The organism is Pedobacter sp. (genome assembly GCF_035317785.1).
In the GTDB taxonomy this organism is placed as follows: domain Bacteria; phylum Bacteroidota; class Bacteroidia; order Sphingobacteriales; family Sphingobacteriaceae; genus Pedobacter.
The window spans coordinates 1-8075 of the sequence record NZ_DATHGC010000268.1 but is presented as its reverse complement, the minus strand read 5'-3'; the positions used below and the strand labels follow the sequence as shown (position 1 = coordinate 8075).

Below are 8075 nucleotides of genomic sequence, written 5' to 3'. Positions count from 1 at the left end.
CCGGAGATTACATCTCGGGGTCGATATCTGGGGACCTGCGGGCACACCCGTATATAATTTTCAGGAGGGTGTTGTGCACAGTTTCAGATTCAATGACAATTTTGGGGACTATGGCGGTACAGTCATTTTGAAATATACGCTTGATGAACGGGTATTCCATGCCTTATACGGACATTTGAGCCTGGACTCTTTAGCCGGGCTGGATGAGGGTCAGGTTATTCCGCAGGGGAGCAAATTTGCAGCTTTTGGAAATCAAGACGAAAATGGTCACTGGCCGCCGCATTTGCACTTTCAGCTGATATTGGACATGCAGGGGCTGAAAGGAGATTATCCGGGTGTCTGTCAATATGCAAAAAGGGCTGCTTATTTAAATAATTGCCCGGATCCTGCGCTAATATTAAAACATACATTTCAGTCGGCTTTGTCTTAATTTTTGTAAATTAGAGCATGGCAAGGATTTTTTTAGCATTATTTCTGTTAACCGGTTTTGGTCTCAAAGCCCAGCCAGTGCTAAAAGGCGGGTTGGAAAACTTTGTGGCCAACAACAAAATATACCCCTTATATTCTTTACAAAACTGTATTCAGGGTGGAGTGACCATTGGTTTTAAGCTGAATAAAAACGGTGAGGTCTATCACTCGGAAATCCGCAGGGGCGTAGGTACGGATCTGGATGATGAGGCGCTAAGACTGATCAGGATGAGCAGCGGAAGGTGGACTGTGCCGCAGGACCACGATTCGACAGTCGTAATCATTGCTCCTATTAATTTTAAGCTCTCAGGCTATGATTGTGCGAATAAAAGCAAAGAGGAAATCCGGCAGGCGATCAGGAACTACAAAACCAATCAGGGATTGACAGATGCGGTATTGAACTTTTATAAGAAGAAAGCCGATGGTAAATTCACAAAAGACGAGGAAAGCAGAATCCTCGCACTTAAAAAAAGCCTGGGCTATGATGACGAATATCTGAACAGCCGCATCAGTGACGGTAAAAAGAAGCTGAAGCAAAAGGATAAGCAGGGTGCCTGTGAGGATTTTCTTTTTGTAAAGCACATGGGTTCGGATCTCGCTGACGAGCTGCTGGCAAAATACTGTAATTAGACGATGATGCTGATCGCATCAGGAATAATCCTGGCGTCAAGACTGTTTACTTTTCCTAAATATTCTCCGTCAACCTGAAAATGTGCTTTGTGCCTGGTCTTAATGTGGAGGCTGCTGGTCTGAAAAAGCTCTATGTTGTGAGGATTAAGTGCTATACTTGTGAACTTCAGTTTCAGGATTTCCATTACGGAATATTTCTTGACCAAAATTACTTCAAAGACATCATCATCAAGCTTGCCCTCAGGGTTAATTTTCACGCCGGTCCCATACATGGTGGCGTTGGCAACGACCACCATTGCTGCCTCTGATCTGATGGTTTGATCCTTGATCTTAATCTCAACCGTCATCTTATGATGGCTCCATAGTGCTTTCCAGGCGGCTTTGGTGTAGCCCCACATGCCACGATGAAGCAGGGCGTCAAATTTCTTGACCAGGTAAGCATTAAATCCAATGTCGGCCAGGTGAATGCAGAGTTCATTGTTGACCATCACGGCATGGATCTTTTTTGGCTTACCGTTTACTGCAATATCTAAAGCTTCATTTAATGTAAGCGGGATCTTCAGCTCTTTGGCCATCCCGTTGGCAGAGCCTGCCGGAATGATCCCTATTGGGGTACCGCTTTGCAGCAGGCATTCAGAGACCAGCTTCAATGTACCGTCTCCGCCCACGGCGATCACCCTGTCGGCTCCTGAGCCGGCAATTACTGTTTTTAATTGCTTCAAGTCGCAATCCTGAGGTATTTTGTAGATTTGGGCTTCGTGTTCGGAAGATTCAAAGTATTCAGTGATCAGTTCACTGAAGTTTAATCCCTCACTTCCGGCACCTGGATTGACAATAAAGAGAATCTTCACTTTATATTTCTTTATGATTTGTTAATATCACAAACAACTGCATGCTTACTCTGTTTTAATTATTAATGAATAAATCTGTAACGGTTAAAGTTTATCATGGCTACGGGCATACACACAATTTGGTAGTGTATGGTCATGTTTTCAGATATAAGGCTAAAACCAAACAGACTTTCAGTAATAATTTGTTTGTCAATATTGTACACCTGCTGAGATTATTCCTGCTAAAGCCCTATCCTTTTGTGAAAGTCAGGCTGACTTTTGGTGAACAGGAAGTTTATCAGAAAACCGAATACGACGGGTTTTTTAAGTTTGAATGGGCCGCCTATAAAAATGTGGATGCCGGCTGGCATGGGGTAAAAGTAGAGGCGCTGGACAAGCATGGAGTGGTGATGGCGTTAGGGCAGGGACAGATCTATGTCCCCCACATCACCCAGTATGCTTTTATATCTGATATTGACGACACGATTATGGTTTCTCATTCTGCGACCATCAGGAGGAGGCTAAGGGAACTGTTTATTAAAAACCCGAGGACCAGGAAGACTTTTAAAGATGCTTATACGCACTATAATTTACTGGCTTTTTCACATACGGAGACCGATCAGCCCAATCCTTTTTTTTATGTGTCCAGCAGCGAATGGAATCTGTACGATTATCTGGTGGAAACTTTCAGGTACAATAAGCTGCCCGAAGGCGCATTTTTACTCAACCAGATCAAACGCTGGAAAGATTTGGTCAAAACAGGAAAGACCGGACATGAAGGGAAGCTGATGCGGGTGATGCGGATTCTGGACGCTTTTCCCAACCAGAGATTTGTGTTCTTCGGCGACAATTCCCAACGGGATCCGGCTATTTATACCACCATAGCGGAGAAATACCCAAAGAACATCGAAGCGGTTTACATCAGGAATGTCAGGGCGGACAGGAAGGCTTCGGCTCTTGAATACCTGAAACGGATATCGGCCAAGGGCATTAAGACCTGCTTGTTTTCCAGCAGCGCTGAAGCCATAGCGCATTCCAGGAAAACAGGTTTGATCACCCCGTTATAGTCTAGCTTATGGATTTTCCGAAAGGGGAAAAGGCCAGGTTCATCAATTTGAAATGCTGCCTGCCGAAAGGTATTCCGATAATGGTGATGCAAAACAGCAGCCCGAAAAGCAGGTGAGTCAATGCAATCCAAAGACCCCCGAATACCAGCCAGATGATGTTCATCACAGTCGAGAGACAGCCCGTGTTTGAGGAAGTATCCGTAATTCTTACTCCGAAAGGCGCCAGCCCCACAACGGCAAATTTGAAGCACTGGATGCCGAAAGGAATGCCGACAATGGTAAGACATAATATCAAACCTCCGATGATGTATTCAAAAAAGATGAACAAGCCGCCAAATATGATCCAGATGATGTTACCTAAAAAATTCATTTTTACTATTTTTATTGAGATGAAACGTTAAAGTATTAGTTACATAAAGCTATTGTTTTTTATTATTGTAAATGGTTTTTAGATTGCCTGATGATGAACTTGTTTTTCCAAATCCGGAACTTGCTGATCCTGACGGATTACTGGCGATTGGCGGTGATCTGAGCAGAGAACGCTTATTGCTGGCTTATGAAAACGGGATTTTTCCATGGTTTAGCGATGATGACCCGATATGCTGGTATGCTCCTCATGAACGTTGTGTGATCTTTCGGGAAAAAGTGAAGGTGAGTAAAAGCATGGCAAAAGTGATGAGCAGCGGAATTTTCAATATCACCTGGAATACGGTGTTTGACCAGGTGATCGGGCATTGTGCGAAAGCCAAAAGGAAAGACCAGCCTGGTACCTGGATCACGCAGCAGATGCAGGATGCCTATATTGGTTTGAGCAGGGCGGGACATGCGGCAAGTGTGGAGGTTTGGATGGATGGAATGCTGGTTGGAGGGTTGTATGGTGTACTGATGGGAGATGTCTTCTGCGGGGAAAGTATGTTTAGCCTGGTGAGCAATGCATCAAAAGCGGCCCTGATCTGGCTGTGCAGAACAGGGCAGTTTAAATTGATAGACTGCCAGCTGCCCAACGATCACCTGATGAGTCTTGGTGCAGAGATGATCTCCGGCAAAGCATATAATAGCCGCCTGATGCTTAGTTCAGGATCTCCCTGATGTCTTCTTTGCTCAGTGATTTGAAAAAACTTTCCTCTGTGGTGATCAGCGAACTGGCCAGCCTTTTTTTGCGGTTCTGCAGTGCGAGGATCTTTTCCTCCACAGTATCTTTTGCGATGAACTTGTAGATGAACACTTTTTTGTCCTGACCGATCCGGTGTGAGCGGTCAATGGCCTGCTGCTCTACAGCCGGGTTCCACCATGGATCAAGAATGAATACGTAGTCTGCCTGGGTCAGGTTCAGGCCAACGCCCCCTGCTTTGATGGAGATCAGAAAGACTTTAAGCTCAGTATTCTGCTGGAACTCCGCGACAATCTCGCCCCTGTTCTTCGTCGCTCCGTCAAGATAGGCAAAGGAGATGTCCTCCTGCACAAAGTAATTTTTGAAGATATTCAGGTGCTTCACGAACTGGGAAAATATCAGCACTTTATGGCCGCCTTTCAGCACGTTGTCAAGGGTATGGATAACATTTTCAAATTTGCCGGAATCGGATTCATAAGTTTCGTCTATCATCACCGGGTGATTGGCCAGCTGCCTGAGCATGGTTAATCCCTGCAGCAGCTGTACCTGCTTTTGTGCATAAGTGCCATCGTCCATACTGCTCAGCAGATCGTTGCGATAGGCTGACTTGGTCTTTTCATAATAGGAAGCCTGGTCCTCACTCATGCTGCAATAGAAGATCTGTTCGGTTTTTGACGGGAGCTCCGCAGCTACCTGTTCCTTGGTGCGGCGCAATACAAAGGGTTTAATGATCGCCTGAAGTTTCCTGGCTTTTTCTTCATCTTTCCTTTTTTCAATGGCCTGCACGTATTCTTCATTGAAGAAAGCCTGGGTGCCAAGCAAACCGGGATTTAAAAAGGTAAGCTGGGTCCAGAGGTCGCTTACTGAATTCTCTACAGGCGTTCCGCTCAGGATGAGTTTGTATTTAGATTTTAATGCTTTTACTGCTTTGAAAGACTTTGAAGAGGGGTTTTTAATGTTTTGGCTTTCATCTAAGATGATATAGCTGAAGTAGAAGTCTTTAAGCAGATCGATGTCTACCCTGGTGATCCCATAGGTGGTGATCACGATGTCGTAATCCGAAAAAAGACTCACATCCTTGTCCCTGGTCGAACCGGTATGGGCGTGGATCTTCAGTTTTGGCGTGAACTTCTTTGCTTCATTGAGCCAGTTGTAGATCAGTGAAGTGGGCATGATGATCAGAGAAGGGCTGTGTGTGCCTGCCAGATCACTTTCTTCCTTAAGTTTTTGGAGCATGGCCAGGGTCTGAATGGTTTTACCCAAACCCATGTCATCGGCCAGGCAGCCGCCAAAATGGTACTCCCTCAAAAAGCTGAACCAGTTGTACCCGGCCTTTTGATAGCTTCGCAGGTCGCCTTTGAAGTTTGCGGGCATTTGTACATCGGCAATGTTTTCAAAATCATTTAATCTTTGCAGTTTACGGCTGAGCGTTATATTGGTAATGCTGTCTTCGGCAAGTTCATTGATCAGTCCGATGTGGTGTTTTTTCAATTTTAACGACTTGCCCCCGTCCGACAGGCTGAATATACTGCCATATTTACTAAACCATTTTTCAGGAATGATGGCAATGGTTCCGTCAGGTAAAGTAAACTCTCTTTTTTTATGAAGAATGTGTTGTTTTAATGAGATGAACGGGACGGCATGGGTACCGAAGTAAACGATGGCATTGATGTCAAACCAGTCGTTGTCTTCTTTGATTTCAAAGTCGATCTTATTGATGGCAAGCAGGAACTTTTTAGCACCTGTATGCTGCTCAATTTCAAATCCGTTTTCTTCCAGAATGCTAATGTGTTCATTTACCCAGTTAATGATGGCATAGGACTGGTCTTCATCTCTGTCTGTAACCACTTCAAGGTTATGAAACAGCGCGCTTGTCTTTTTCAGTCCCATGTCGAGCAATAAACTGAACTTTTGTTTTTCAAATGCGGTGTCTCTTTTGATGCGGTTGAAGATGTAATTGTCCGCTTCCTTTAACAAGCGTACCGTTACTTTCTTTTCATTGCCCATGGCGAATGCATATGATCCGTATTTAAAATACAGCTGCAGTTGTGAGATCCCCCCATCTACGTATATAATTTTAATCGTAGGAATGGGTTCATGCTTTTCGGTCTTAATCTCAAAACCCTCTGCGTAGACATGGTATTTTTCAATCAGCGGGCTAACGAATTTTTCAAAATAAGTTTCTTCTGTTGATTTGGGTATGGTGATGTAACGTTTGTTGAGAAAGGGAAGGAGCTTTTTGCCCTCAATGGCCTGCTCAAAAAAATAGATCATATCATTGAGGAGCAGCCACGCCGGCTGATTGCTAACGATCTGTGCCTCTTTGAACATAAAGTCTATGCGGAGTCCCTGGTATTTTATAGTAGGGAAATAACGGGTTTCTGTCTCGCTTCGTCTAAAGTGAAACAATACACTGGAGGGTTCGGTTGCGAAATCAATTCTTCGTTCCGCCGGCCAGCCATCATTGTCCATCAGGTACAGCGCTCCTTCGGCTTTGAGCACCTCGAGTACCTCTGACAGTTTTTTTTCAATTTTCGGACGGACACTTTCATAGAATTTGTCATTGAAGAACTTGCTGAAAAATTCCGCCGGCCTGATCGTCTTTTTATGGTATTTTTTGATGATGAAATCCTGCTCTGTCTGATCAAGGATGCTGATGAGTTTAAAATCCCTTTCAGACAGGTGTTTTGTAAACTCGCTGGCCGTATGAGAAAAGAGGCGCTGATAAGTCAATGAAAAATCGCCCTGCGGATTCAACTGAACCATATGGGGCTCAATTAAATACCCAAAATACGCGTGTTTGCATAGGGAATATACAATTTTGCAGGGTTTTGAGCTGTCTACGCGTAACATTGGCTAAAGATTAAAACGATAGGAGTGTAAGCATTTAAAAATCTTTAAACATACATCAAATTGAGGGGCTTTCAAATAGAAGGGGTTATTTATGACGATTTTTTTAGCCGTTCGTCGAAAAAAACTGGCCGTTGGTCTACTTATATTCTATTCTGGTATAAAAGACAAATAATTGCTGCAACTTTTTTTTTAAGGGGGCGTCTTATCAATCAGGACAATCAATGGAACCTTAAAAAATTAAAATATGAAAACGTTAGCAAAAACACTATGCGCCTCAGCACTGACAGCGATTTTTTTAACCTCGGCTGTAACGGGCACTTTTGCGGCAGCGGCACACCATGACCAGGTAAAGCCGGGTCCTCCGTTCACATTCCACAGGATCACCATTACAGGAAATGTGACCGTTATCCTATCTCAGGGATCAAAGGAAACCGTAACTGCGGACGGTGATTTTAACAGGATGAGCATGTCCGTAGTGCGAAAAGGTTATACGTTGATGATCAACTCGACCGCGGCTGAAAGGACAACCATTTATGTTTCGGTAAAGGAACTGCAAAGGATCGATGCCAGCAATGATGTGATTGTTAAGACAGCTGGCAAAATAAATGCCCGGCACCTCCAGGTATTTCTTAAAGACCAGGCATCTGCTGAGGTAAATGCAAATACAGAAAGTCTGTATACCTATATAAGAGGCAATGCCAATTTAAGGCTCAGCGGCTCAACTCAGGATCACATCGTTTTAAAAGACGGGATTTCAAAACTGACCCTGCAGGATTTTGTAGCATTAAAATCAACGGTAGAATCTACAGATTCCGAATTGCTGGCAGCGTCAAAAGCCAAAAAATTGCGGGAGTAGAAGATGCTTACAAGTCAAATTTAATTCCCTGTGCAAGTGGTAAGGTGTTGGAATAATTAATGGTATTCGTCTGCCTGCGCATATAGGCTTTCCATGCATCGGACCCACTTTCACGTCCTCCTCCGGTTTCTTTTTCTCCGCCGAAAGCACCTCCGATTTCCGCTCCTGATGTACCAATGTTGATGTTAGCAATACCGCAGTCTGAACCGGCCGCGGATAGAAATTGTTCTGCCTCTCTTAAGTTTAGCGTCATAATGGCT

Annotated in this window: 9 protein-coding genes; 5 read left to right on the top strand and 4 right to left on the bottom strand. The window is 44.1% G+C overall.

Annotation, left to right across the window (positions count from 1 at the left end):
- The coding region (locus tag VK541_RS16695) for a peptidoglycan DD-metalloendopeptidase family protein (protein ID WP_324371470.1) at positions 1–430 on the top strand (430 nt) is incomplete at its 5' end.
- 17 nt (positions 431–447) lie between these two features.
- A complete protein-coding gene (locus VK541_RS16690) occupies positions 448–1098 on the top strand; it encodes an energy transducer TonB (RefSeq protein WP_324371469.1) in 651 nt (216 codons plus the stop codon).
- Here VK541_RS16690 and VK541_RS16685 read toward each other — a convergent pair.
- Positions 1095–1949, bottom strand: coding sequence for a diacylglycerol/lipid kinase family protein (locus VK541_RS16685; RefSeq protein WP_324371468.1), 855 nt, complete (start codon positions 1947–1949; stop codon positions 1095–1097). The two genes, VK541_RS16690 and VK541_RS16685, sit on opposite strands and share 4 nt — an antisense overlap.
- Positions 1950–2014: 65 nt before the next feature.
- Here VK541_RS16685 and VK541_RS16680 point away from each other — a divergent pair, with 65 nt between their 5' ends.
- A complete protein-coding gene (locus VK541_RS16680) occupies positions 2015–2995 on the top strand; it encodes an App1 family protein (RefSeq protein WP_324371467.1) in 981 nt (326 codons plus the stop codon).
- A gap of 1 nt (position 2996) precedes the next feature.
- Here the strand turns inward: VK541_RS16680 and VK541_RS16675 are convergent, their stop codons facing one another.
- Positions 2997–3365, bottom strand: a complete 369-nt coding sequence (locus VK541_RS16675; protein ID WP_324371465.1) for a YccF domain-containing protein — start codon at positions 3363–3365, stop codon at positions 2997–2999.
- Positions 3366–3436: 71 nt separating this feature from the next.
- Here VK541_RS16675 and aat point away from each other — a divergent pair, with 71 nt between their 5' ends.
- Positions 3437–4084 carry a leucyl/phenylalanyl-tRNA--protein transferase gene (aat, locus tag VK541_RS16670; protein ID WP_324371464.1) on the top strand — a complete coding sequence of 216 codons (648 nt, stop codon included), beginning with the start codon at positions 3437–3439 and terminating at the stop codon, positions 4082–4084.
- Here the strand turns inward: aat and VK541_RS16665 are convergent.
- Positions 4065–6959 (bottom strand): DEAD/DEAH box helicase, encoded by a 2895-nt coding sequence (locus VK541_RS16665; RefSeq protein ID WP_324371463.1) that lies wholly within the window; start codon positions 6957–6959, stop codon positions 4065–4067. The genes aat and VK541_RS16665 overlap by 20 nt on opposite strands.
- A gap of 244 nt (positions 6960–7203) precedes the next feature.
- On the opposite strand from VK541_RS16665, the gene VK541_RS16660 reads away from it, so the two are divergent.
- Positions 7204–7815 (top strand): GIN domain-containing protein, encoded by a 612-nt coding sequence (locus VK541_RS16660; RefSeq protein WP_324371461.1) that lies wholly within the window; start codon positions 7204–7206, stop codon positions 7813–7815.
- A gap of 7 nt (positions 7816–7822) precedes the next feature.
- On the opposite strand, the gene VK541_RS16655 is transcribed toward VK541_RS16660, so the two are convergent.
- The coding region (locus VK541_RS16655) for an aldehyde dehydrogenase family protein (protein WP_324371459.1) at positions 7823–8075 on the bottom strand (253 nt) is incomplete at its 5' end.

Coding starts and splice junctions, on each gene's coding strand:
- VK541_RS16690 (WP_324371469.1), top strand. CDS start 448: ATGGCAAGGATTTTTTTAGCATTATTTCTGTTAACCGGTTTTGGTCTC.
- VK541_RS16680 (WP_324371467.1), top strand. CDS start 2,015: ATGAATAAATCTGTAACGGTTAAAGTTTATCATGGCTACGGGCATACA.
- VK541_RS16675 (WP_324371465.1), bottom strand. CDS start 3,365: ATGAATTTTTTAGGTAACATCATCTGGATCATATTTGGCGGCTTGTTC.
- aat (WP_324371464.1), top strand. CDS start 3,437: ATGGTTTTTAGATTGCCTGATGATGAACTTGTTTTTCCAAATCCGGAA.
- VK541_RS16665 (WP_324371463.1), bottom strand. CDS start 6,959: ATGTTACGCGTAGACAGCTCAAAACCCTGCAAAATTGTATATTCCCTA.
- VK541_RS16660 (WP_324371461.1), top strand. CDS start 7,204: ATGAAAACGTTAGCAAAAACACTATGCGCCTCAGCACTGACAGCGATT.